The sequence below is a fragment of the Acinetobacter sp. USHLN143 genome, assembly GCF_037145695.1.
In the GTDB taxonomy this organism is placed as follows: domain Bacteria; phylum Pseudomonadota; class Gammaproteobacteria; order Pseudomonadales; family Moraxellaceae; genus Acinetobacter; species Acinetobacter fasciculus.
Genome location: NZ_JBBCWZ010000023.1, coordinates 1 through 23,073, shown reverse-complemented (window position 1 = coordinate 23,073; position 23,073 = coordinate 1). Strand labels below are relative to the sequence as shown.

Genomic DNA, 23,073 nt, shown 5'->3' with positions numbered 1-23,073 from the left:
TCGCATCCGGTGGTTTATTTTTTAAAATTGCAAATAATGCTGAATAAGAAGCCATAGCGACAGATCTGAGCGCTGACTTAAAGATTCATCTGGAATTTCATTTCTTTCTAAAAATTAAATTTGATAGACTTGCTGCAATACAGCTTTAAAGCTGAATTGAATCAGCAGATTCATTTCACATTTTCGATCTCCTGTGCTCAACCATGTTGGATTGGCCTGATTGAAAATGTGCTTTAAATTTTCCTGCATAGCCTATTGAGCAGTATTTGCATTTATCTCTTGTTGAAAGGATTTATTTTTAATGACCAGTTCAGAAATTATGGCTGATCTTTCTACCTTAACGCCCATGATGCAGCAATACATGTCGGTGAAAATGCAGCATCCGCATTCTTTGATGTTTTATCGTATGGGTGATTTTTATGAACTGTTCTTTGAAGATGCACACAAGGCAGCCAAGATTTTAGGCATTACCCTGACCCATCGTGGTAAAGCCAATGGTCAGCCAATTCCTATGGCGGGCGTGCCTTATCATGCAGCCGAGGGCTATCTGGCACGTCTGGTCAAAAAAGGCGAAACCGTGGTGATCTGCGAGCAGATCGGCGAGGTTACTGGCAAAGGACCGGTTGAGCGTGGTGTAGTTCGAATTATTACGCCGGGCACACTGACCGATGATGCCATGCTCGGTGCACATCAGAGCTCGAATCTGGTGGCTTTATGTATTCAGCAGAATCAGATCGGCATTGCACTTCTTGATCTCAGCGCCGGCCTATTTAAAGTCCAGCAGCAGGATTATGATCTTAACCAGCTCATGATTGAACTGGCGCGTTTGATGCCAAGCGAAATTCTGCTGGATGAAAGTATCACTGATCCGACATTGACCGAACAACTCAAACAGCAACTGGATATCTCGGTCACCAAACGTCCCGATGTCGACTTCAACCTGAACAATGCGCAAAAAACCTTATGCGACCAGTTTGCTGTCAGCACGCTTTCAGGTTTCGGCATTGATCATTTACCTTTGGCTAAAGCAGCGGCTGCGGCACTGATTCACTATGCAAAAGAAACCCAGAAAACTGCGTTACCGCATATCCGCACGATTCAGCTAGAACAAAGTTCAGATTTTATTGCTTTGGATCCGGTGACACGCCGTAATCTTGAACTGATTGAGCCTTTATTTGAACATGGGACATCCTTATTTCAACTGATCAATGACTGTCAGACTGCTATGGGTGGACGCTTGCTCAGTCGCACCCTGATGCAACCTTTACGCGATACCGCGCTGCTGGATGAGCGCCTGGATGCCATTCAAGCCTTGCTGCAAGGTTTCCACGAAGCACCTGTACGTCTGGTGCTTAAAGAGATTAGCGATATTGAACGCGTGCTGAGCCGTATTGCGCTTGGCAGTGCCCGCCCACGTGATCTGGTACAACTGCGTCAGGCCTGTGCGCAAATTCCATTTTTACGTCATGCCCTGCAACCGATTGTGAGTCAGCAACAGTCCACGCTCTTGGTGCAGCTCAATGAAGAACTCGGCGACTTCCATGGTTTGCATCAACGCCTGATGTCAGCCATTGTAGAAAATCCACCCGTCCTGCTGCGTGATGGTAATGTCATTGCAGAAGGTTTTGACAGTGAACTGGATGAACTGCGTCAGATTCGTGATCATGCCAGCCAGTTCCTGATTGATCTGGAAATCAAAGAGCGTGAACAAAGCGGCATTCCGGGACTGAAAATCGGCTATAACCGTGTTAGTGGCTATTATATTGAGTTAACCCGAGCACAAGCCGAACAGGCACCCGAGCATTATATCCGCAGGCAAACCCTGAAAAATGCCGAACGCTACATCACGCCTGAACTGAAAGCATTTGAAGACAAAGTCTTATCTAGCGAATCGCGTGCCTTGGCCCGTGAAAAAATGCTGTTTGAAATGCTGCTGGATGAACTGCGTCAGGATATCGGCAGTTTACAGATGATGAGCAGCGCCATTGCCCAGATTGATCTGATTGCTAATTTTGCCCATCAGGCGCGTTTACGCAACTGGTCGCGTCCAAAATTTAGCCCTGAAATCGGTGTAAGTATCACTGCTGGACGACATCCAGTGGTAGAAGCCCTCAGTAAATCGGCCTTTACTCCGAACGATACGCGACTGGATTTTTCCCATCGCATGGCCATCATTACCGGCCCCAACATGGGTGGTAAATCCACCTTTATGCGCCAGACTGCATTGATCGTGTTGCTGGCTTATTGTGGTGCCTATGTTCCAGCGCAAGCTGCAACTTTAGGTCCGGTTGACCGTGTCTTTACCCGTATTGGTTCTGCCGATGATTTATCGACCGGCAAATCAACCTTTATGGTGGAAATGACCGAAACCTCGCAAATCCTGCATCATGCCACCAGCCAGTCTTTGGTACTCATGGATGAAGTTGGCCGTGGAACCAGTACCTATGATGGCTTGTCTTTGGCTTGGGCCTGTGTGCTGGATCTGACCAAACGCATTCAATGTTTATGTCTATTTGCTACCCATTATTTCGAACTGACTGAACTGGATAAGGAAAGTGGCATTAATAACTACCATGTCACGGCCAAAGAGCTGAATGGTAATCTGATTTTATTGCATAAGGTGCAACATGGCCCGGCCAGTCAAAGTCATGGCTTGCAAGTCGCGAAATTGGCAGGCATTCCGGCTGCGGTGATTAAAGAAGCGCAAAACCGCTTAAAGATTCTGGAAAAACAGCATCAGGCCAAGCCACTGAGCCCGCAGCATGATCTGTTTGCAATGCCTGAAGTTATGGAGCCTATAGAACGTATCATCGAAATTGAAAAAGAATCGCCTGCACTGGACTTACTCGAAGATATTGATGTAGATAGTTTAACTCCGCGTGAAGCCTTGCAGCAGTTATATGCGCTCAAAGACCTGATCAAACAGCCAAGTTAATTCTCGGTCCTAGACCTCATCTGGCATAGGGTCGATGTCCTGAACATACCGATGAATGCTGTAATTCATCGGTATGCGACCTTTTTTCAAATTTAACAGCCCTATATATAACAAATATCAATAAAAGGAATTGTTAGTTCCCCCTGTTTTTGCCTAAAATACAGCATTCGTAATTAGAACCATATTTTTTAGGTAGCTGTCGCCATGACCTTCGTTGTCACTGAAAATTGTATTAAATGTAAATATCAAGACTGTGTTGAAGTTTGCCCTGTAGACTGTTTCTATGAAGGTCCTAACTTCCTTGTGATTAACCCGGACGAATGTATCGACTGTGCGTTATGCGAACCTGAATGCCCGGCAAATGCAATTTTCTCTGAAGACGAATTACCAGAAGGTCAGGAAGTCTTTATTGAACTGAATGCTGACCTGTCACAAAAATGGCCAAATATCACACAAATTGGTGACCAGCCAGCAGACCGTGAAGAATGGAATGGCAAAGCAGACAAATTACAATACCTTGAAAAGTAATTAGTTTAAACTTTAAAAGATCAGCAAATGCTGATCTTTTTTATACTCAACGCACACATTTCATTGCAATATTCTCCAAATTTCTCCCTATATTTAGTCTAAAATAGCGCTATTTTGTAAATATCTGATTTCTATAAATGAAGAACTTGTTAAAGGGATTATTGAGTCTTTGTATAATTCCTCTTGTTTTTGTGGGCTGTACCACGACCACAAAACAACCTGGACAGGCCACCACACCTGCTGGAAAACGGATTTACATTCCACAAGAACGTGTTCAATACGATCGTAAAGCCCACCCAAAAACTGTGCCTTATGTGTATACCCACTGGGTATCGGCACTGGATAATTTGTCACGCGTGCGTGAATATGAGGTTTTTCTGGAACGTCATGGGGTTGGCAATATCATTCCGAGTTTCGAATTGATGCGTACTGCACGTGATTGGGCCAAGTGTGGCCGTTCCCAATACATGATTCCAAGCCGTGAATTATGGGCCAATCAGATCCCAACTTTAAAAGTCTTTAAATATCTGGTTGCAGCCAATGTACTGACTGATTTTGAAGTCACATCAGTCTATCGTGACCTGCCTTTGAACCAGTGTGCCGGTGGTGCCAATTCTTCACGCCATCTTTACAACTCTGCGATCGATTTCCGGATTGGGCCTGAATATCCTCAGGCACAAGATTATAGCTATATTGAAAATACCAAGTTCAAATTGTGTCAGTTCTGGGTCCAGCATGGTCAAAGCCTAAATATGGGACTCGGCATGTATGCTTCTGGCCAAATCCACATCGATACCCAAGGTTATCGTACTTGGGGACCGAGTTTAGGCCGTAATTCTTCGATGTGTAATTACTAAGTCATGACAACCGCTCTACAAAGTTCATCCAGGACTTTTTAGAGCCTAAAAAATCAGCACCTATAGAACAATAAATTGCGCTCTGCCGCGAAAAGTTTAAAATGCACGCATCGCAATCGAGGTGCTAAGACTATGCAACAAATGTGGACAGACATTGATCACTACATTGATTCACATTTAATTCCTGAAGACCCCATTCTGAATCAAACTCTTGAGAATACCGCAGCGCACGGTTTTCCTGATCATCTGGCTGTAGCACCAAATCAAGGCATGTTGTTGCAGATGCTAATCCAGATGAACCAGTGTAAACGTGTACTGGAACTCGGCACATTTGCAGCATATAGCACCATGTGGCTGGCACGTGCCTTGCCTGATGATGGCTATATCCTGACGATTGAAGGACGTGATACCCATGCGGCAATGGGTCAGGAAAATATTGATCGCGCGCAGCTTAAACAGACCGTCGAACTGAAATGCGGCCGTGCAGCAGATGTGCTTAAAGCCCTGCCTGAAGATACGGAAGCTTTCGATTTCATCTTTATTGATGCAGACAAACAGAGTTATCCGGAATATCTGGAACTCAGTTTAAACCTGTCGCACTCAGGTACACTTATTTTTCTGGACAATGTGATTCGTGCTGGCGAAATCATTAACCCGGACAATAATAAACCAAGTATTGAAGGCATTCGTGACATGTTTAAAGCGCTTCAAAATCATCCACGTATCTTGTCATGCACTGCTTTACAAACGGTTGGCAGCAAAGGACATGATGGTTTTGCACTCGCGATTGTGAAATAAAACAAGAAGAACAAAAATCACCCAATGACATATTTACCATAAATAACATTAACTTATAAATATTAACCACAGAGTTATCCACAATATATGAGGATAACTCTGGTCATTTTTAAATCAAGCTGTAACAATTTACGATTAGACTTCGCGCTTGGCTATTATATGCAATTCTCACTTCGCAACCAGTAAAGGCACTTTTGAATTCCGGAAAATCGTGGTCGCAATACTGCCCAAAAAGAACTGGTGAATTTTACTGTGACTAAATGCACCCAACACGATCAGCTGAATTCCGAGTTCCTGCTGATAGGTCAAAATATTTTCTGCGACATCGCCATAGCGGTATTGTGGCACCACATCTAAACCAGCCTGATTTAAATATTGCAAAGGCTCATTCAGAATCTCAGCATGATCACCGATATATAACAAATGGCATTGCAATAAGCGCAGCAGATCACTTTCCGCAATCCGTTTCATCATCTTGATACAGGTCGGTGAATATTCATAGGCGAAAATAAATCGTGTCGGCGGCTTAAACTGTTCTCCGACCGTCATCACGGTACAATTGGCCCCACGAATAAAATTTTCCACATTGGTACCGATCGGTTTGTTTTTTTCAGCCGAGCGTTCACCAAGCAATCCAATCACCGCGATATCATCAGGCTGCAGGATCTGGAAGCTTTGCTCCAGAAAATCACCCTTTTCCTGAATATGTGTGGTTTGAATACCGTGTTCTGCCAGAATCCGCTCGGAAATGTGTTGCAGCAGGTTATTGCTATAATCCAGCGCAATTTCACTTTGTTTTTGTTCAAGCTCAGCCAGTTCTTTCAGTAACATGGCATTACTTTCAAAGCCAATCACTCCGCTGATTTCCCCCAGATGATAACTGGCCGGGTAATAATCCAAAACCTGTAACAGGACCAGTTCACGGCCAGTCTGTTTGGCAATCCATGCCGCCGCGTCAGCCAGCGCGTTTATACATGGTGATGAGTCGATGCAGGCGATGACACGTTTCATGTTTAGCCTCTCTTCTATTTATGATAAAAATTTCTTAGTTATTTTTAACTTAGCATAAGCATTCAAAAATGTGCAGCGAAATCTGTAAGGCTTGACTTGAAATATGTTAACTTTTATGTGAACAAATATAGATCAATATATCGAACCATCTGCTGAGTCAGGCTGTTGCATCAAGCACTTGACTTCCAAAAGCTTATTCACGATAGCGAATGAATTGGGCCGGATTACCGGCGACAATCGCACGCTTCTCGACATCCTTGGTCACCATACTGTTCATTCCCACCACGGCCTGATCTGCGATTTTAATTCCGTCCTTGATACCGACATGCGCACCGAGCCACACATCCCGACCAATCTCGATGCCTTGCGAACGTACTGGCTGCTGATAAATCGGCTGCTCCAAATCCATGCCATGATCAAAGGCATAAAGATGACAATAAGCGGCGATACGCACCTGATCATGCAGTTTAATCCCCACCCGACCGCCATCCAGAATACAGTGATGATTAATCGCCACTTCATTACCAATGTCCAGAGGGCCATGCAAGGTGCAATCTGCGGCAATAAAGGTATTATCACCAATAATGATTTTGCGTCCCGGCTCCGCGAAAATATGTGCAAGAGGTGAAATAAAACAGTTTTCACCAATCTCGACGGTTTCCATCTCCATCAGATAAGCCTGATAGTCCTTTTGCCACGCTTCTGCCCAACCGCGATTTTTAGGCTTTAAGGACCAGTACAGCCAAGGCATATAATTCAGGCGATGTTTATGCTGCTCACGATATTTCAGTAATGGATCTACGTCAGTCATCTGTCGCTTCTTCTATGATTTTGAGCTGTTCCCGGCCACGGGTCACATCTTGAATTTTTAGGGCAAAAGGTTGAATTTGATGTAACTGAAATAAGGCTCTGACCTGTACTCCTTCAGCTGTATATTCTTCCTGATAGTCAATCTGTTGCTGGTTCAACTCATATTGAAAGATGGCCCACTCATTGAATTGACAGGAAAATTGCACCTTTTTCTTTTCAATCAGTTCAATTTTTTCTGCTAACAACAAACATTGTCCAGCACAGCCGCCATAGGCACGTACCAAGCCCCCTGTTCCCAGCTTGATCCCGCCATACCAGCGATTGACCAGCACCAGCACATTGGTCAGCTCATTGCCTTCAATGGTTGCCAGAATCGGGCGTCCTGCAGTACCTGAAGGTTCACCATCATCATTAAAGCGTACCTGATGGCCAATTTTCCAGGCCCAGCATTGATGGGTGGTACTTGGATCGCGATAAGCCTCCAGAAAATCTTTGACGTCCTGCTCATTTTCAACAGGTGTGGCAAAGGCCTGAAAGCGGCTTTTTTTGATGTCTTCCTCAAAACTGACCAGGCTGGCAATGGTAAATGGCATAACTTCAGGCTTTAAACTCTCACTGCTGCAGTATACCCGCTTTGCACAGACAAATAAAAAGCCTCTCCACGGAGAGGCCTGATTTTGATCGATTGTTTTACTCAATTGCTTGGCAAATATTACCGTTCACGCAAGGCTTCTTTGGCTTTATTAAATGGCTTGATCAGATAATCCATCACGGTTTTTGAACCAGTACGAATATCCACGGTGGCCACCATCCCTGGAGTAATATTGAACTCCTGCCCGGCATTATTGCTGAGCTTGTCGCTATCGGTACGGATATACACCCAATAATAAAATTGATCCTGCTTGACTTCATCACGCAAGGTATCCGGTGAAATCATGGTTACTTTACCGCTTAGCCCGCCATAAATTGAATAATCATAGGCGCTAATTTTGACCAGCGCTTCCTGATCAGGGCGAATAAAGGCAATATCACGCGGCGAAATTCGAGCTTCAACCAGTAATTTTTCATCTAGTGGCACGATGGTTATCAACTTGCCATTTTGTGGAATCACGCCGCCCAGCGTCATCACATCAATCTCTTTGACCACACCGCGAACCGGTGATTTAAAAACAGTTCGGCTCAAAGTATCCGACTTGCCACGTACCACCTGTTGCTGAGTTTCCACATCGGTATTGGCTTTGGACAGCTCTTGCCGCGCATTTACATAATATTGATTACGGATATCATTCATCTGATTACGCAGGTCATTGGCTTCACGTTTTAGACGCAACACTTCAACTTCACTGGCTGCCCCTTTGGCGACCAAGGGAGCGGTCATTTCCAGTTCTTGCTGCACCAGTAACAAAGCCTGTTCCAGGCCTGCAACAGATTCTTGCAAATTGGCTCGACGCGACTGATACAGGGCCGTTTCTTCTTTAACCAATTTGGGGTATTTCAACACTTCTTCAGGAAAGACCAACGGTGCGCCGGTGACTTCCGCACGTAAACGGGCTGAAGTGGCACGTGATGACACCAGCAAGGATTCTGATTCACCGACGTTGGATTCAAAGCGGGTCGGATCAAGCTGGGCCAATACTTGCCCACGCTCGACAATCTCACCTTCTTTGACATTAAGTTTAGTCAAAATACCGCCATCCAGAGACTGAATCACCTGCTCTTTGGATGATGGAATTATTTTTCCAGTACCGGTAGATACTTCTTCCAATTTGAATAACCAGGCCCAGCTCAGCAATACCAATAGGCCAATGCCGATAATCCAGATGATGATACTTGATTTCGGTAAGGGCGGCTCCTGAAAGCTGACCTTGCTGGAACGTTTTAGTTGTTGTAGTTCACTCATGCACTTGCTCCCACAACCCGCTTATTACCACCTTGCGACTGATTCAGGATCTGATCCCTTGGTCCATCCATCACAATCCTGCCATCATTGACCACCAGAATACGATCCACCAGTTCCAATACCGCACGGCGATGGGTCGCAACGATCATCGTACGATGGGTTAAATAACCTTTAAGATGATCAATCAACTGTTTTTCTGACACATCATCAATGGCAGCGGTCGGTTCATCCAGTAGCAAATTTTTTGGTTGACGGATCAATAACCGTGCCAATAACAAGGCTTGACGCTGCCCACCAGAAAAGCCGACACCACCCTCTAAAAGGATATGATCCAGTCCTTCTTTTTTCTCCTGTACAAATCCCAGTGCACCGGTAATTTGTAAGGCTTCCAGAATTTGCTGATCGGTGGCCAAAGGTGCACCCAAAGTCAGGTTTTCACGAATTGAACCATAAAATAACTGCGAGTTCTGATTTAGCAAACTCATATCACGCCGCACATCTGACGGATCAATCAGGGTCAGATCAATACCATCCAGCTTGACCTTGCCCTGTAACGGTGTCTGCATCCCAGACAAAAGCTGTAACAAGGTCGATTTTCCTGCACCATTACGGCCCAGAATCGCGATTTTCTCCCCCGGCTTGATTTCCAGCTTGGGAATCATCAAACTCGGTTTCGGATCATCATCGCCATATTTAAACACCACCCCGTTGAGCTCATAATGCCCATCCAGTGCCGGACGATGAATCAGGTGCGAATAATCCGGCTGATCCACTGGTTTTTTCATGAGTTCATCCAGACCAGCCTTGGCGACTTTAGCCTGTTGCAAGCGACCCAGTACACCCGTAATTTGTGAAATTGGTGCCAGCATGCGTGAAGATAGAATCGAACAGGCCACCAGTGCGCCTGTGGTCATGTCACCCTCCATCACCGCAAAGGCCCCGACTAAAACCACAATCGCAAAGGTCAGCCCCTGAATTTTTTGAGTCCAGGCGGTCATCAAGCCGACAATTTTACGTTGCTGTATGCTGACATCGGCTGATACTTCATTCATATGATTCCACTGATTCTGGAAACGCGTTTCAGCTCTTAACAGCTTGATGTCTTCAATTCCTTCTACAGCTTCTACCAGCAAGGCATTGCGGATGGCAGATTCGCGCATCCCCAACTGGGCCAGCTGTGCCAGTTTTTTCTGCGCCAGAATCCCTGGAAGAATCATTAAGGGCACAACGAGTAACATGACCCAGAACAGATTGCCACCGATCACCCAGAAGATGCCCAAGAACAGGAAGAAAAATGGCAGATCGGCAATGGCCGTAACTGTGGTTGAAGTCACCAGCTCGCGAATTTGTGAAATGAAGGTTCCTGTTGATTTGGAACGTTCATTGTTTTTAATCCGTAATGAATGACCAAACACCCGGTCAGAAATTTTTAAATCCGCACGTTTACCAATAATGTCTGACAGATAGATCCGCGAGACACGTAAAACAAACTCAAAAATCGCGGCGATCAGCACACCACCGGCCAACACCCATAACGTCGGAATGGACTGTGATGGAATGACACGGTCATAGACATTCATCGAGAAGACTATCGTGGCCAATGCTAGAATATTGGCAATTAAAGACGCAAACATCACATCGATATAACGCTTCCAGTCATTCAGGACAATTGACCAGAACCAGTTTTTCTCAAAGGGTTTGATATATTCATCCACCCGCGCATCTGGCACTGAAGATTCAGGACGCAGCACATAAAGATGCTTTATGCCAGTCTCTAAGTGTTCAACTGTAAAGCTTTGAGATAAACCTTCATCACCACTGAGCTGGATGCTGACATTGCCCTGTGTGTCGATGCGTTCGATCACGCCCACATCACCACTATCGAATTCAACCAGTAAAGGTAAACGCCATGAATTCAGCAGGCTGCGCTCAAATTTATTTTTACGGAGATTTAAACCCATCTGACGACTGACAATCTTGAGCATGTCATCGATGTCATGATGCTGATTCCAGTCCAGTTGCAGACGAATTCGCTCCTCAGAAGGCTCAATACGGTAATGCCGGGCAATATTTAAAACTGCCTGAAGCCAAGGTTGATAATTTATTATTGTAGTACTCATGGCTGAACTTCAAACCCCTGAATAGAAATGCTGTTAAGCGCGTAAATATCCCGTGTACGGCCCGTGACCTGAATGTACTGTACGATCGCCGAATAAATGTCATAGCGCGCCGCTTCAATTTCCTGCGCTGCACTATGAATGGCTTGCTCTGCATTCAGCAAATCCACTACGGTTCGGGTACCCAATTTATATTGTTCTTGATACAGCTCTTTGGTGCGTACCGTGGTTGCTCGGCGTTGGGATAAAACCCCCATTTGCTTTTGTTTATTTTCAATTTGCTCACGGATCAAGCGCACCTGATCCAGTACATCCAGATAGACCGTATTGACCTGTGCGCGTGCAGCTTCTTCGGCATAGCTTGCGGCACGAGTCTGTGAACGTGTTGCACCACCCTGATACAAATTACTGCTGGCTTCAATCATGACTGAATTATAGAAGCCATCATCTTCATTATTATTCGGATTCCGTCCATTCATCGCCTGACTTAGACTGCCTTTAACACTAATAGTCGGATAAGGACTTAATCGCGCCTGATCTTTTTGCAAACGGGCAATATTAACCCCGGCGTGTGCCAGAATCATGTTCGGAATCTGGGTAAATTCCGGATCTTGATAAAGATCGGCCTGTGCCACAATGCGCTCAGGAATATCCCATTCAATAGCTGATACATCAAATCCTAGCAAGGTACGCAAGCGTTGTTGATATTGTCTGAGTTGGGTCTGCTGTACAATCAGATTTTATTGCGCTGCTTCCAGATTGGACTGCGCCTGAATCGGGTCGGCCTGACTGCTGATTCCGGCGCGGGCACGCAAATTGGCAATTTCTGCAATCCGTGCAATGCCCTGAATCTGCTGCTGGGCAATCTTGGTAATCTCCTGATAGCGCTTAATATTCACTATTGCATCAGCCACTTCAAATGCGACCTGGTCCAGACTGACCAGCACCCTGGCCTGTTGTTCTGCCAAGCGGGCTTCTTCCACATTGACATTGGTTTTAATTTTGCCAAAGTCATACAGCATCTGGGTGGCATTCAAAGAAACCATTTGTCGTCCACGTTCACCGGAAGTGAGGTCACCTGTCCCGATACCCCCGGATAACTGCGGATAATAACCCGATCTCGCCACATCAATATTCGCGGCCTGCGCAGATAATGTCGAAATACTCTGGGTGATTTCAGGACGGCGCTGCACCGCCCGATGTACGGCTTCCATCAGATTCATTTTCTGTGGAATGCCAGCTGTGATCGTAGAACTTAAAGCTGGCTGTCCTGACTGTGGCCGGGTAATTTGCGGCAGCTCAGCTACTTTTGATGTATCTAATGAATAATGACCAAGCGAGGTAATATCAATGGTATGCGCTGACCGTGTTGGTTTGGGTGCAATCAACTGGCCCAAGCCATTCTTGAGATTGGCAAAATAATGGGGTGAGCTTTCTGCATGCCCCAAAGACACAGATAAAGGCAAAAGAAGAAATATCAATCCCCTTCTTTTTTGATCTGTTTTCCCCTGATTTTTTTTAAAGTGTTCTGCCCTAAATCGCATAATTATGTAATGTTTCTTGTTTTAGCCTAACAATATATCAAATCCCTTTAAAAGAAATCTTTTTCACTTTGATTTGATCAAAAAAAACCCTGCATTCGACAACTGGCGCCTGATGCAGGGTTTTTATAGAAAGCAGGATTATTTAAACAGTGAAATCATCACCCAGATAAACTTTTCTCACAGTCTCATTCGCCAGGATTTCTTCTGGTGTACCTTCAGCAAGCAATGCACCCTCACTGACAATATAAGCATGCTCACAAATCGCCAGCGTTTCACGCACATTATGATCGGTAATCAGCACCCCAATTCCGCGATCTTTCAAGGTCGTAATAATATCCTTAATATCTCCAACCGAAATCGGATCGACACCGGCAAAAGGCTCATCGAGTAACATAAATTTTGGGTCGGCCGCAAGTGCACGTGCAATCTCGGCACGACGTCGCTCACCTCCCGATACACTCATGCCCAAAGAATCTTTGATATGAGTGATTTTAAAGTCTGCCAGTAACTCCGCCAGACGTTGCTGACGTTGTGCCTTGGTCATATCTTTACGGGTTTCCAGAATTGCCATAATATTTTCTGAAATCGTCAGTTTTCGGAAAATTGAAGCTTCCTGCGGCAAATAACCAATCCCCTTACGTGCCCGTTCATGCATTGCGAGGTCGGAAAGATCCAGATCATCGAGATAGATTTCTCCCTTATCCATCCGCACCAGACCAACCACCATATAAAAACTGGTGGTTTTACCGGCACCATTTGGTCCCAGTAACCCGACAATCTGGCCACTTTCCATGCTGAACGATACATCTTTCACTACCCAGCGTTTATTATAGTTTTTCGCCAGATGTTTAATGGTGAGGGTTTGAACCTGCTGCGATTGCTCCATTAATCACGCGCTCCCGGGAAGGATGTTGAACTAGAGGGTGGAATCACGATTTGTACACGACCAGACGATGAACCGGTTTTGTTTGGTGTTCCGGTGGCTTCGATATCGCCTTTGTTCATGCTGTATTTTAAAGTCGCACCACGAATACTGGCACCGTCCTGTTGCAGGAAGGCATTGCCTGACAAGGTAATAATCCCGGTTTCAGCATTGTAGACAATTTTCTGCGCCTGACCTTTGGCAAGACCTTTGGCCGGATCCACTTTTTGCTGGAACTGTGCCGGGCTGCCAGTAGCCGTAATCAGGCTGATCTGACGCTTATTGTTCAGATTGGCCACAATCGAATTGGCTTGCAGCTTCATGGTGCCCTGTTCAATGATGACATTGCCCGAATACGTCGTCACACCCGTCCGCTCATTGAAAGTCGCCCGGTCAGCCAGCAAGGTGATTGGCTGGTTACGGTCAGATGGCAGTGCAAAAGCAGCGATTGAACCGAGTCCAACCACAGTCGCCAGCGTCATACGCTTCAGGAAAGTGTGCATCATTTTGGCTTTAGGAGTTTGGTTCATACTTTCCTCGAATATTAAAGAATTCGTATTGACCATCATTAAGATTGGCTTTAAGACCCTGGCTGACAAATTCAGCCTGTGGAGATTCCACAATCACTGTCTTGTCTGTTTCAATTTCACGTGTTTTCGGAAAAGCGGTCAGTTCTTCAGTACGAAACTGCATTTTCCCATTTTGCATGATTTTGGTGGCGAACACTTCTTGAGAGAGTACAACTTTTGTATTGTCATCATAACCATGCGCCATTTTGGCAAAGAAAGTTGCATCGACTTTGCCATTGTCATAAGTCGATGCTCGCAGATTTTCTAGCTTTGAAGTTTCTAGCTGCAGGTTCTGCTCAAGTCGGTCCACTTGGGCACGAACCGACACCTGGCCTGTTTCATCCGTCTGGGTTAAGTTAATATTTTGAGCGGAATAGGTCATGCTGCGCGCAGAATCTGCCTGCAGCTTGTTGCCCTTGCCGCTGTAATAGTAATAACCACCACTTATTGCGGCAATAATCACAGCCGTAATATATAAAACTTTAGTATCCATAAGCGGTGTACTTAATCCAAAAGATATGACTTATTAATAAGGCGCACGAGTATATTTTTCAAGTAACTCTTGGTACATGCCTTTGGACATTAACAGCATATCGCAGATTTCACGCACCGCACCACGTCCACCTTGGGCCTGAGTCACCAGATCGGCACGGCGGCGAACTTCAACATGACCATTAGGCACGGTCACTTTCATGCCGGCAATGGCAAAAGCAGACAGATCAGGCCAGTCATCGCCCATGTACAGGCAATCTTCAGGATCAATGTTGAGCTGTGCGCAGGCTTCACGAAGTGCTGTACCTTTGTCTTCACGGCCCTGATAGACCAGATCAACACCCAGATCCGACATACGCTTTTCTACGATATTGCTTTTACGTCCGGTGATAATAATCACCTTGATCCCTGCTTGCTGAACCAGTTTCATGCCCAGACCGTCACGAATATCAAAGGATTTGATCTCATCGCCAGTATTGGTCAGCGTTACAAAGCCATCACTTAAAATACCATCTACATCAAGCACCAGTGCTGCAATATGACGTGCCTGCTCTAATAATACATAAGATGCCATTTATTAATTTACCCCAGCCTGAATCAGGTCATGCATACTAATCACACCAATGACTTTATTGGCATCATCAACAACTACAAATTGATTAATTTTATGCTCATTCATACGTTCCAGTGCCACCACTGCACGTGCTTCCTGAGAAATGGTCAACGGATTTTTGGTCATCACGTCCTGAATAGCCAGATTGACATCAAAACCTTGCTGCTTATCAATCAAGCGACGCAAGTCACCATCGGTAAAAATCCCCAGCAACACATCATTTTCATCGACGACTGTGGTTAAGCCCAAGCGCTTGTTGGAAATTTCGTACAATACTTTATTCATGGCGGTATCTGGCGAGACTTTAGGTAAATCTGCGCCAGTACGCATCAGATGCTTCACATGCAATAACAGACGCTTACCCAGCGCACCTGCAGGATGTGAGCGTGCAAAATCATCCGAGGTAAAGCCGCGAGCATCCAATAAAGCTACCGCCAAAGCATCGCCCAAAGCCAATGTTGCCGTCGTTGACGATGTCGGCGCTAAACCCAGTGGACAAGCCTCCTGAATATTACCCAGCGTCAAAGCTACATCAGCATTTTGTGGCATTGGACCACGATCATCACCACTGATGGTAATCAGCGGAATTTCCAGATGCTTGATCAGCGGCATCAGCATCATGATTTCATCACTCTTGCCCGAGTTTGAAATTGCAATCAGCACATCACCAGCCACCAGCATACCCAAGTCGCCATGACCGGCTTCGCCCGGATGCATAAAGAACGAGGGTGTTCCGGTCGAAGCAAAGGTCGCCGCCATTTTACGGCCAATATGACCTGACTTGCCCATTCCGGTAATCACCAGACGGCCAGTACACTGTAGAATAATTTCACATGCCCGGCTAAAACGGTCATCAATCTGTGTTGCTAAAATCTGTAGTGCATTTTCTTCGATGCGAAGTGTTTCAAGTGCGACTTTCTGGAAATCTAGTTGATTCGCTGTTTTTTGTGGATTCAAAGCCTGTTTACCTACGCTAAGGACAGAGAAAAACTCTGGTTTGATGGGCATAATTTTCGCAATTTTAGCATAGCTATGCAATTGTAAGCTTTCTAAATGTAGAAGATTCGACGGATTTTTAATATATTCAGATTGTATTCAACTTGCGCAATCTGGTATCTCCACCTCTACATTCGCTCCATTTTTAAAACTATAGAATGTACTTATTTTTATTTTTTAGGGGAACACGCTTACGCTATCCAAAATAGGTTTGGTTCAAATCAGACCAGACTCATTCAAATATAATTCAATCATACTGGCAAACACTGCCTCTGAAAATGTAAGCTCAATATCGCCATTTCACTTCCTAAACCTCTTCTTCCTAAATCACTCTTGTCGCCTAACTCCCCTAAATAACTGAGGCTTTTTACGCTTTTATCTTTATGAATAATTATGCTTAGGTTAAGATGATTCATCCTTTTATTTGAAGTCTTTTGAACAGCTATGCAACCATTTGTTCTATATAACTCAGAGCAACGCAAAAAAGTAGAATTCGTACCTCGTGTTGAAGGTCAGATTGACCTGTATGTCTGTGGAATGACGGTTTATGACTACTGTCATATTGGACATGCACGTACAGTGGTTGCATTTGACTATATTATCCGCTTCCTGCGTAGCCAAGGCTGGAAAGTCAAATATGTGCGTAATATTACGGATATTGACGACAAAATTATTAAACGTGCCAATGAAAATGGCGAAAGTATCTCAGAATTAACAGGTCGCTTTATTGATGCGATGAATGAAGACTTTGCCAAACTGGGCTGCCTTGCACCTGATGTTGCACCTAAAGCAACAGATTATATCGATCAGATGCAAGATATGATCGGCAACCTGGTCGACAAAGGTACGGCTTATCCTTCCAATAATGGCGATGTCTACTTTGAGGTCGAGAAGTTTGCCAAATATGGTCGTCTGTCTGGCCGTAAATTAGAAGATATGCAAGCCGGCGCGTCTGAACGTGTCGATGTTGAAGTCGAAAAGAAACACCCGTTTGACTTTGTACTGTGGAAACATGCCAAGGAAAATGAACCGTCATGGGCATCTCCTTGGGGCAATGGCCGTCCAGGCTGGCATATTGAATGTTCCGCAATGTCAACCTGCTGCCTAGGCAATCATTTCGATATTCATGGCGGTGGTGCTGATTTAACCTTCCCGCATCATGAAAATGAAATTGCACAATCTGAAGCAGCAACTGGTGAACAGTATGTCAATTACTGGATGCATGCCGGATTTATTAATGTCGATGGCGAGAAAATGTCGAAGTCTTTAGGCAATTTCTTCACCATTCGCGACGTGATTGAAAAATTCCATCCGGAAGTGGTGCGTTACTTTATTGTCTCTTCCCATTATCGTAGCCCGGTAAATTACTCGGATGTTGCCTTAAAAGAAGCAAAAAATACCTTGTCTCGTTTCTATCACTCGTTTAAAACCTATCAGGCGGTTTATGGTGGTCATCTGGTTGAAACTCTGGATGAGGCTTTGGTTGAACGTTTTAATACCGCTATGCGTGATGATTTCAATACGCCTGAAGCGATTGCGGTATTGTTCGAAATCAATAAAGAGCTGAATCGTGCGGTGAAAGAAGAAAATGCAGAACAGGCAGCGATCTATTATGCAACTTTGCGTCACCTGACCAATATTCTCGGTCTGGTACAGCAAGATGTAGAAGAGTTCCTCAAGTCTGACATTGGTCAGGAAGCATTGGGACTATCACCTGAACAAATTGAAGATTTGATTCAACAGCGTCAGGATGCCAAGAAAGCCAAAGAATTCGCACGCGCAGACGAAATCCGTCAATCTTTACTTGATCAAGGTGTTGTTCTTGAGGATACCCGTCAAGGTACAGTTTGGCGCCGTGTTGATTAATTAATCAAACAGATTTATAGAGAGTTGACACTGCTGTGGAATTCTCTATAATTCACCTCATTGCGGGAATAGCTCAGTTGGTAGAGCATAACCTTGCCAAGGTTGGGGTCGGGAGTTCGAGTCTCCTTTCCCGCTCCAGAATACGAAAAACCCTTATCGAAAGATAAGGGTTTTTTATTGTGTTTGAAAAAAATTTATTAATAAAATGCATATCTCAAATCACTTATTCATCCTCTTTTACCCTGACATTTTTTTTGGGTTATTCATGACAAAGTGCTATTGTGGATAAACTTTAAAACTTTTAATCCCTTTCATAACGATATCGTTTCATGACTTATAAATTAAATGCTCGTCATCTAATTCTAGATCTTTTATATGCCTCTAAAAACTCAACCCTGTCTATTAAGCGGATATTAACTGCTGCTGAATTATTGGGTATATCTGACAATGGTATCCGTGTCGCTGTAGCCCGATTAAATCAGGAAAATGTCATTCAAGCTGTAGAGCGCGGCGTATATCAATTGCTAGAGAAAAAATTCGATACTTCTTTTATCAGCTTAAACAAACATCCTGATATGCAAACGGCGACCACGTGGAACGGAAAATATGTATTGGTCTATACCGGCACTTTGGGACGTGTAGACCGTACCGCCTTATCTAAAAGAGAAAAAGCGCTGCGTTATTATGGTTTTCAGGAACTAGAGCAAAATGTTTTTATTCGCGCCGATAATTTAACGTTGAATCTAAGTCCATTAAAAAAAGCTGTAATCCAGTTTGGATTAGATCCTGACGCACGTTTTTTCCAAGTCAGTCAACTGGAAAATGAAACCGAAGTTCGTGATTTATGGGATATCGAAGAGCTACATCAAACCTATCATGCCGTACAGCATGATATTAACGACTGGTTTGAGAATTACCAAAATCTGACTTTAGCAGAGGCTGCAAAAAGTGCCTTTTATCTAGGTAAGTCTGCCCTATTTAGTTTACGTGCTGATCCTTTGCTTCCTGCAGAATGGATAGACACCGATGCCCGACAACAATTTGAGCTCGCAGTCCGCAAAATAGAAAAACAGGGTCAACTTTTATGGCAACACTATTTTAAAGACCAAGGGGGCTAATTTATTTCTTTTTTACACACAAAAATAAATTGACTGTAATATTCCATCCAAATATATTGAATACAACAATAAGAACTAAATATAGGCAGAAGAATGAACAGCAAGGTCAGTGTCACAGAACTTTTTAGTCGTGATGAAATTAAAGAACTCACCATGACCTCAGACTTGCATGGTGCTTGGGCAGTAGGTTCAACCTGGACCATAATTGTCATGACCTTTGGCACGGTAGCCTATAGCTGGGAATATTTACCTACGTGGGGGAAAGTCCTGATGTGCGCGCTGGCATTGGCCATTTTGGCTGGCCGACAACTTGCGCTGGCTATTTTGATGCATGATGCCTCACATCATAGCCTGTTCAAAACCAAATGGTTGAACACTCATTTGACTGACTGGCTCTGTGCACGCCCGATCTGGAATGATGTCAGCAAGTATCGTCCTTATCATCTGAAACATCATGCTAAAACCTCGCAACCAGATGATCCTGACTTGGGGTTGGTAAAAAACTTTCCCATTACGCAAAGCTCACTATTCAGGAAATTCTTCCGTGACCTGAATGGGCAATCGGGGCTTAAATTTCTCGCTGGTCGAGTATTAATGGATCTGGAATTACTGGAATGGAGTGTTTCCAATGACCCCAAGCCAATTCCGCGTGGTGATCGCAGCAATTTAGAGTTAGCGAAAAACTTGCTTAAAAATAGTTCTGGTATGTTAATTTCAAATGCAGCAATTTTTTCTGCGCTTTGGGCCAGCGGCCATCCTAAACTGTATTTATTATGGCCTCTCGCCTATATCACCCCATTTCCTTTGTTCATCCGCATCCGTGCCATGGCTGAACATGCCGGATTAGAAACCAGTCATTCTGCCCTTAGCAATACCCGAACTACTCGTGCAGGCTGGCTGGCACGTGCTTTGGTTGCCCCGATTCATGTGAACTATCATATTGAACATCATTTAATGGCCTCTGTTCCGCATCAAAAGCTGGGGAGAATGCACCAGATGTTAAGGGAGCGTGAGTATGTCGATGCTCCGCCAAGTTATCTGGATGTGATTCGTTCACTTTTAAAAAAATAATCAACTTTCCCGATGCTTAGATTATTCCACTTCAATGCTGATGGGTTTCAGCATGTGAATGCGGATGTGAGGATTGTCCCCGATGTTCCGGCGGGCAATCTTCCGCTTCAATCTGCAAGGTCATCTCGGTAATATGATGCTCATGGTGAAGCATCTCAAAGGTCTGATGCCGCAGTTTCTGATAATCCACATTCGGTGCAACCAGATGCACGGTCAGCATGACTTTTTTGGAAGTAATCGCCCAGACCTTGAGCTGATGAATATCCTGGACCCCATCAAGCGCCAAAAGATCGTGACGTAATTTTTCAATATCAATTTCCTCCGGCACACCTTCAAGCAGAATATTGATGCTCTGTTTCAGCAAAATCCAGGTTCTTGGCAATACCCAAAATCCGATTAATACTGCAATGATTGTATCTATCCACATCCAGCCGGTGAAATAAATCACTAGTGCTCCAATAATCACGCCTACAGATCCCAGTGCATCACTGAGCACTTCCAGATAAGCACCTTTGACATTGAGACTTTCCTGACTACTAGACACCAGAATTTTCATGGAAATCAGATTAATGATCAGCCCCAAAACAGCAACAATCATCATGCCAAGGCTTTGAATTTCTGGTGGATGACTCAAACGCTGATAAGCTTCAAACAAGATATAAATCGCAACCACAAACAGCATTAAGGCGTTAAACAAAGCAGCCAAAATCTCAAAGCGCTGATAACCAAATGTCCGTTTATTGTCTGCCGGTTTTTGTCCAATTTTGATAGCGACTAAAGCGATAGCCAGTGCAGCAGCATCGGTAAACATATGCGCAGCATCAGAAAGTAAGGCCAAACTTTGAGTTAGAAAACCAGCAATCACTTCCACAATTAAAAAAGTGGTGGTTAATCCCAGCGCTATTGATAATTTTCTGGCATTTTTTGCAGTCACGGTGACATGACTATGCTCATGATGATGTGAATTTCCCACCGGCCACTCCTTCCTTCTTATTCAACGAGGACTGTATCCTCAGCATCTTTCAAGTCTTGTTCTGATTCATATTACGCTTGAATTTTATCTATTTAAGTAGGTTTTTTATGAACTGTTTTATCAGTCGACATTAGATTAAAGTTTTAGCTTTTTCATGCTCTGCCAGCCAAGCCTGTACCGAAGCCCGCTTAAAATTACGCTCGACATATTCTATTATTTTCACAGGAAGTTTCACCTGATGACTCAGCAGACGATGCAACATAAAGGCCAGATCAAAGTCTGCAATGGACCAGTGTTCAGTCAACCATATGTCCTCCAGCATATGTTCTGCCACATTCACCAAGCGCTGAATTTCTTCGGTGATCGGAGCTGTAAGAGATGTAGATATTTTTGGTGGATGAAATACCGAATCGGAAGGCATTTGTTGGCGGATTTGCATAAAATCGGTTTTGACCAAGGCTTGTATGGCGCGACATTTGGCTCTCGCCTGAATTTCCTTTGGATATAGTGCCGGATAACTTGGAGCCGAAAAGACATCTTCCAGATATTCAGTGATCGCCCATGATTCAAACAGGCTAAAGTTATCTACTATTAAAAACGGAACTTTAGCACTTGGACAAATGGCTTGATAAGCCGCAGATTTCTGTTGCTGCTGATCTAAATCAATCACGATTTCCTGAAAATCTAAACCCTTTTCTTTTAAGGCAACATAAACCGACATGGCATAAGGGCTGATTCTATTTTTATCGACATATAAACGTATATTCTGCATATCCTTGTTCCTGATGACCTTGTTGTTTTTATTCAGTACGGCAGCCTTACTCTACTCTCTTTTCTATATAAAAGGAAAAATGAACTGCTTGATGTAGCGATCACACGAAAAATTTTTACACACTTACTGATAGTGCAGAGATGCTTATTATTTTTTATTTTGCACGTGATGTGGGGCATAAAGCCTTTTATTTTGCTTTTGATTCACGTTAAATTAAATCATTCTCTTGATATCAAAAAACTATGTTGAACTTAGCCCACCTCCCCGATACCGTGTATGCCATTCAACATCTGGCCTTTGAAGACTTAGGTGCTTGGGAAGATATTTTTTATCAGCTCGGCTTACGTGTGCGTTATTTCGAAGCTGGTATCGATGATCTCACCAAGGCTTTTGAACATCCCGGATTAACAATCATTCTCGGTGGCCCAATTGCAGTCTATGAAACTGAGGACTATCCTTTCTTACAACAGGAAATAGACTTACTTAAAGTTCGCCTAGAAAAGAACTTACCAACGTTAGGCATCTGTTTAGGTGCGCAGTTAATTGCTGCTGCATTGGATGCCAAAGTCTATCCAGGAGATGTAAAAGAAATTGGCTGGTCTAAACTCAGTCTTACTTCTATTGAAAATAATCCACTAAAAGCTCTGGAAGATATTGACGTCCTGCATTGGCATGGTGATACCTTTGATCTACCTGAACAGGCAGAGTTACTGGCCAGCTCTGACCTTTATCCAAATCAGGCCTTTCAGGTAGGACAGAATATTCTAGCACTACAATTCCATGCTGAAGTGGTCAGTGAAAGTTTAGAGAAATGGCTGATTGGACATACCTGTGAGTTACGCAAAGCCCAGATCAATATCCCTGCACTGCGGGCAGATCATCAAAGCTATGCACCCGCGCTTGAACAGGCCGCCAGTTCGGTATTGCTGCATTATTTAGAAAACTTGCAACTTAAATAACCGTAATAAAAAAGCACCCAGTTGGGCACTGCTGTCCCATAGTTTGCTTTAAATAAAAAAACCTGAGTCCTAACAGTTAAAATATGAGTGCAAACAAACACTTTAACGACCAGGATTCAGGTTTTGTCACATCAGAATACCGTATTTCATGAGCTAATTAAACCTGTTGTGCGACAGGATTTTGAACAACTTGCTAAAGTACACCATGTTGGACAGAAATTT

Annotated in this window: 20 protein-coding genes, 1 tRNA gene and 1 pseudogene; 9 read left to right on the top strand and 13 right to left on the bottom strand. The window is 44.1% G+C overall.

Translation table 11 applies throughout. From position 1 onward, the window contains the following. Positions 1-301 precede the first annotated feature (301 nt). From mutS to WFH18_RS08140, 4 genes are all read left to right on the top strand, one after another. Complete coding sequence (mutS, locus tag WFH18_RS08155) at positions 302-2,935, top strand: DNA mismatch repair protein MutS (RefSeq protein ID WP_005251491.1); 2,634 nt, start codon at positions 302-304, stop codon at positions 2,933-2,935. A 204-nt stretch (positions 2,936-3,139) separates the two neighbouring features. Then, entirely contained in the window at positions 3,140-3,463 is a 324-nt protein-coding gene (gene fdxA, locus WFH18_RS08150; protein ID WP_004279936.1) for a ferredoxin FdxA, read from the top strand. Positions 3,464-3,600: 137 nt separating this feature from the next. Continuing rightward, on the top strand, positions 3,601-4,320 hold the full coding sequence (locus tag WFH18_RS08145; RefSeq protein ID WP_004279938.1) for a D-Ala-D-Ala carboxypeptidase family metallohydrolase: 720 nt from the start codon (positions 3,601-3,603) through the stop codon (positions 4,318-4,320). Positions 4,321-4,452: 132 nt separating this feature from the next. Then, the gene (locus tag WFH18_RS08140; protein WP_004729865.1) at positions 4,453-5,118 is read left to right on the top strand and encodes an O-methyltransferase; all 666 of its coding nucleotides are present in this window, start codon (positions 4,453-4,455) and stop codon (positions 5,116-5,118) included. Between the two features lie 168 nt (positions 5,119-5,286). Here the strand turns inward: WFH18_RS08140 and WFH18_RS08135 are convergent, their stop codons facing one another. The 11 genes and pseudogenes from WFH18_RS08135 to WFH18_RS08085 form a co-directional block, all read right to left on the bottom strand. Continuing rightward, the gene (locus WFH18_RS08135) at positions 5,287-6,129 is read right to left on the bottom strand and encodes a universal stress protein (protein WP_004279943.1); all 843 of its coding nucleotides are present in this window, start codon (positions 6,127-6,129) and stop codon (positions 5,287-5,289) included. A gap of 193 nt (positions 6,130-6,322) precedes the next feature. Beyond that, positions 6,323-6,940, bottom strand: coding sequence for an acyltransferase (locus tag WFH18_RS08130; protein WP_005263090.1), 618 nt, complete (start codon positions 6,938-6,940; stop codon positions 6,323-6,325). Continuing rightward, positions 6,933-7,532, bottom strand: a complete 600-nt coding sequence (locus WFH18_RS08125; protein ID WP_005263092.1) for an IMPACT family protein — start codon at positions 7,530-7,532, stop codon at positions 6,933-6,935. Before WFH18_RS08125 ends, WFH18_RS08130 begins: the two co-directional genes overlap by 8 nt. A 119-nt stretch (positions 7,533-7,651) precedes the next feature. Then, positions 7,652-8,839: an HlyD family efflux transporter periplasmic adaptor subunit gene (locus tag WFH18_RS08120; protein ID WP_005263094.1), complete on the bottom strand. Its 1,188-nt coding sequence runs from the start codon at positions 8,837-8,839 to the stop codon at positions 7,652-7,654. After that, positions 8,836-10,959, bottom strand: a complete 2,124-nt coding sequence (locus WFH18_RS08115; protein ID WP_005263095.1) for a type I secretion system permease/ATPase — start codon at positions 10,957-10,959, stop codon at positions 8,836-8,838. The genes WFH18_RS08120 and WFH18_RS08115 overlap by 4 nt, the downstream gene beginning before the upstream one ends. Beyond that, positions 10,956-12,422 (bottom strand): annotated as a pseudogene (locus tag WFH18_RS08110) (TolC family outer membrane protein). The gene WFH18_RS08115 and the pseudogene WFH18_RS08110 overlap by 4 nt, the downstream one beginning before the upstream one ends. Before the next feature lie 220 nt (positions 12,423-12,642). After that, positions 12,643-13,386, bottom strand: a complete 744-nt coding sequence (gene lptB, locus WFH18_RS08105) for an LPS export ABC transporter ATP-binding protein (RefSeq protein WP_005104345.1) — start codon at positions 13,384-13,386, stop codon at positions 12,643-12,645. After that, positions 13,386-13,952 (bottom strand): lipopolysaccharide transport periplasmic protein LptA, encoded by a 567-nt coding sequence (gene lptA, locus WFH18_RS08100; RefSeq protein WP_004646679.1) that lies wholly within the window; start codon positions 13,950-13,952, stop codon positions 13,386-13,388. The genes lptB and lptA overlap by 1 nt, the downstream gene beginning before the upstream one ends. Next, positions 13,936-14,484, bottom strand: coding sequence for an LPS export ABC transporter periplasmic protein LptC (gene lptC / locus WFH18_RS08095; RefSeq protein ID WP_004729873.1), 549 nt, complete (start codon positions 14,482-14,484; stop codon positions 13,936-13,938). Before lptC ends, lptA begins: the two co-directional genes overlap by 17 nt. A 33-nt stretch (positions 14,485-14,517) precedes the next feature. Further along, a complete protein-coding gene (locus WFH18_RS08090; protein ID WP_004279958.1) occupies positions 14,518-15,057 on the bottom strand; it encodes a KdsC family phosphatase in 540 nt (179 codons plus the stop codon). 3 nt (positions 15,058-15,060) lie between these two features. Continuing rightward, positions 15,061-16,104 carry a KpsF/GutQ family sugar-phosphate isomerase gene (locus tag WFH18_RS08085; protein ID WP_004279959.1) on the bottom strand — a complete coding sequence of 348 codons (1,044 nt, stop codon included), beginning with the start codon at positions 16,102-16,104 and terminating at the stop codon, positions 15,061-15,063. 432 nt (positions 16,105-16,536) lie between these two features. Here WFH18_RS08085 and cysS point away from each other — a divergent pair, with 432 nt between their 5' ends. The 4 genes from cysS to WFH18_RS08065 all read left to right on the top strand — a co-directional run bounded on the left by cysS (position 16,537) and on the right by WFH18_RS08065 (position 20,147). After that, positions 16,537-17,958 (top strand): cysteine--tRNA ligase, encoded by a 1,422-nt coding sequence (gene cysS / locus WFH18_RS08080; protein WP_005263100.1) that lies wholly within the window; start codon positions 16,537-16,539, stop codon positions 17,956-17,958. Between the two features lie 62 nt (positions 17,959-18,020). Continuing rightward, positions 18,021-18,096 (top strand) — tRNA-Gly (locus tag WFH18_RS08075). A 191-nt stretch (positions 18,097-18,287) separates the two neighbouring features. Further along, positions 18,288-19,076, top strand: coding sequence for a PaaX family transcriptional regulator C-terminal domain-containing protein (locus WFH18_RS08070; protein ID WP_005263101.1), 789 nt, complete (start codon positions 18,288-18,290; stop codon positions 19,074-19,076). Between the two features lie 93 nt (positions 19,077-19,169). Beyond that, positions 19,170-20,147, top strand: a complete 978-nt coding sequence (locus WFH18_RS08065) for a fatty acid desaturase family protein (protein WP_005263102.1) — start codon at positions 19,170-19,172, stop codon at positions 20,145-20,147. 31 nt (positions 20,148-20,178) lie between these two features. Here WFH18_RS08065 and WFH18_RS08060 read toward each other — a convergent pair whose 3' ends face one another. After that, positions 20,179-21,120: a cation diffusion facilitator family transporter gene (locus WFH18_RS08060; protein ID WP_005263103.1), complete on the bottom strand. Its 942-nt coding sequence runs from the start codon at positions 21,118-21,120 to the stop codon at positions 20,179-20,181. A 130-nt stretch (positions 21,121-21,250) separates the two neighbouring features. After that, positions 21,251-21,892: a glutathione transferase gene (gene yfcF, locus WFH18_RS08055; RefSeq protein ID WP_005263109.1), complete on the bottom strand. Its 642-nt coding sequence runs from the start codon at positions 21,890-21,892 to the stop codon at positions 21,251-21,253. Between the two features lie 242 nt (positions 21,893-22,134). Here yfcF and WFH18_RS08050 point away from each other — a divergent pair, with 242 nt between their 5' ends. Next, positions 22,135-22,851, top strand: a complete 717-nt coding sequence (locus WFH18_RS08050; protein ID WP_005263112.1) for a glutamine amidotransferase — start codon at positions 22,135-22,137, stop codon at positions 22,849-22,851. Positions 22,852-23,073: the final 222 nt, after the last annotated feature.

Coding starts and splice junctions, on each gene's coding strand:
- yfcF (WP_005263109.1), bottom strand. CDS start 21,892: ATGCAGAATATACGTTTATATGTCGATAAAAATAGAATCAGCCCTTAT.
- cysS (WP_005263100.1), top strand. CDS start 16,537: ATGCAACCATTTGTTCTATATAACTCAGAGCAACGCAAAAAAGTAGAA.
- fdxA (WP_004279936.1), top strand. CDS start 3,140: ATGACCTTCGTTGTCACTGAAAATTGTATTAAATGTAAATATCAAGAC.
- WFH18_RS08145 (WP_004279938.1), top strand. CDS start 3,601: ATGAAGAACTTGTTAAAGGGATTATTGAGTCTTTGTATAATTCCTCTT.
- WFH18_RS08125 (WP_005263092.1), bottom strand. CDS start 7,532: ATGCCATTTACCATTGCCAGCCTGGTCAGTTTTGAGGAAGACATCAAA.
- WFH18_RS08050 (WP_005263112.1), top strand. CDS start 22,135: ATGTTGAACTTAGCCCACCTCCCCGATACCGTGTATGCCATTCAACAT.
- lptA (WP_004646679.1), bottom strand. CDS start 13,952: ATGAACCAAACTCCTAAAGCCAAAATGATGCACACTTTCCTGAAGCGT.
- WFH18_RS08115 (WP_005263095.1), bottom strand. CDS start 10,959: ATGAGTACTACAATAATAAATTATCAACCTTGGCTTCAGGCAGTTTTA.
- WFH18_RS08085 (WP_004279959.1), bottom strand. CDS start 16,104: ATGCCCATCAAACCAGAGTTTTTCTCTGTCCTTAGCGTAGGTAAACAG.
- mutS (WP_005251491.1), top strand. CDS start 302: ATGACCAGTTCAGAAATTATGGCTGATCTTTCTACCTTAACGCCCATG.
- WFH18_RS08070 (WP_005263101.1), top strand. CDS start 18,288: ATGACTTATAAATTAAATGCTCGTCATCTAATTCTAGATCTTTTATAT.
- WFH18_RS08140 (WP_004729865.1), top strand. CDS start 4,453: ATGCAACAAATGTGGACAGACATTGATCACTACATTGATTCACATTTA.
- WFH18_RS08090 (WP_004279958.1), bottom strand. CDS start 15,057: ATGGCATCTTATGTATTATTAGAGCAGGCACGTCATATTGCAGCACTG.
- WFH18_RS08065 (WP_005263102.1), top strand. CDS start 19,170: ATGAACAGCAAGGTCAGTGTCACAGAACTTTTTAGTCGTGATGAAATT.
- WFH18_RS08120 (WP_005263094.1), bottom strand. CDS start 8,839: ATGAGTGAACTACAACAACTAAAACGTTCCAGCAAGGTCAGCTTTCAG.
- WFH18_RS08135 (WP_004279943.1), bottom strand. CDS start 6,129: ATGAAACGTGTCATCGCCTGCATCGACTCATCACCATGTATAAACGCG.
- WFH18_RS08130 (WP_005263090.1), bottom strand. CDS start 6,940: ATGACTGACGTAGATCCATTACTGAAATATCGTGAGCAGCATAAACAT.
- lptB (WP_005104345.1), bottom strand. CDS start 13,386: ATGGAGCAATCGCAGCAGGTTCAAACCCTCACCATTAAACATCTGGCG.
- lptC (WP_004729873.1), bottom strand. CDS start 14,484: ATGGATACTAAAGTTTTATATATTACGGCTGTGATTATTGCCGCAATA.